General features: G+C 39.2%; 1 protein-coding gene. It reads right to left on the bottom strand.

The features are described from left to right. Positions 1-1,756: condensation domain-containing protein (locus DRF57_RS23365; protein ID WP_241508051.1), on the bottom strand; the 1,756-nt coding region annotated here is incomplete at both ends.

Raw genomic sequence — 1,756 nt, 5'->3', positions numbered from 1 at the left:
ATCATCTTTATCTCCCTGGTTCAACGCATGATACACAAAGCCTTCCTGTAAGCTATTCGCTAAATAAACCCCTTCAATTTCCCCTTTCTCCTGAATACCCAATAGCTGATCCTGTTCTACAATATAGTCTATATCCGATGGAGTCAGTATGCTTTTACTTTCCTTTGAAAGCTGATCTACAATAGTCTCTATATTGGCTTTCAATCGTTCTGAAAAGCGATTAATCTCTTCTTCACTCAGGTAGCCTGCAACACCAAATTTAAGCTGTCCGTCAACAACAGCTCCATTGATGCTGATCTGATTATTATCTTTATTTCTTTTTCCAACACTCAATCCACTATCTTCGGCAACAATAGTCCAGTTTTTCTCACCAAGTTCCTGATCCAACTGCCCCAGATAATTAAAGCTGACCTTAGGTAATTCACGTTCTGTATAGCCTATCAGGCTGCCATACCCTATTCCGTTGTTCGGTATGATTCTCAAAGACTCTTTGGTGGAAACAATAGTATCTCTTAGATTCTTTCCTCTCCTCAAAAGCAATGGATACATCGTGGTAAACCAACCTACGGTCTCCGTAATATCAAGATTACCCGATATTTCTTCACGACCATGACTTTCCAATAAAACAGGATGAATATCTTTCCCACTTAATTCTGAAAGAGTAACGGATAAAGCGGAAAGCAATAAATCATTGATCTGCGTATGATATGCATGATTGGTTCCTCTAATCAATGTTTGAGTAATCTCTTTGGATAATTGCAGCTCACTGTAGTGTTGATCTTTAAGCATGAACTGATCCAGCCCTTTGTTATTTTCTTCTACATGATCCGCTGTTGTATTCCAGAATAAAAGTTCCTGAGCCCGAGATTCCGGATTTTCTGTTTTATAGCTTCGCACAGCTTCCACCCATTGTCTGTAGCTCGTTCCTTTTATATGACCCGTAATATATTCTGTATCTCCTTTTTCAAGAGACTGGTAAATATTTTTTAAGTCTTCGGTAATAATTCTCCAGCTTACGGCATCAATAATCAAATGGTGAAGGGCAAAGTAAATCCTTGCGCTGCCATCTGCATAACCACTGATATAACCGATCTGACACAATGGTCCGTTTTCAATATCAAAGCCGGACTGCCACTCTGTAAATACATGAGAAAGCTCTTCTGGATTTAATCCGGAAGCATCCAGATAATTGACTGAAGGGATTTCTGGTTTTCCATATTGCTGAATGGACTTTCCATCTTCTCTACGATATTGAAGTCTAAGTGCATCATGTCTTTCGATCAGGTACTTCACTGATTCTTCCAGAAGCTCCTTCTTTAGAACAGGTGCATAAAGTAAGAAGGCCTGATTCCAGTGATTGAAATCTACCAAATAGCCCGCTTCTTTCTGACTGAAAAACCATTCCTGGATTGGAAGTAACGAAACTTTTCCGTCTAATATGCCTTGTTCTGCCAAAATACTGATTTCTTTATTTTGACTTTTCTCTTCGATAAGTAAAGACAATGAAACAATAGTCCGGGTAGTGAATACTTCTCTAACCGTCAGCCTGATATTTAATTGTTGTCTGATTCTTCCTACCAGCTGGATACTGATAATACTGTCTCCTCCTAAACGGAAGAAATCATCTTCGATACTAATCCCTTCAGCATCAAGCCCTAAAACATCACCATAGATCTGGCATAGTTTAGCCTGAAGATCAGTTTGGGGAGCAATATAATCTTTGCTACCCGTAAACTCAGGTTCAGGAAGTTGTCTT

It is taken from the genome of Chryseobacterium rhizosphaerae, from assembly GCF_003385455.1.
In the GTDB taxonomy this organism is placed as follows: domain Bacteria; phylum Bacteroidota; class Bacteroidia; order Flavobacteriales; family Weeksellaceae; genus Chryseobacterium; species Chryseobacterium rhizosphaerae.
This window is presented reverse-complemented; position numbering and strand designations above follow the sequence as displayed.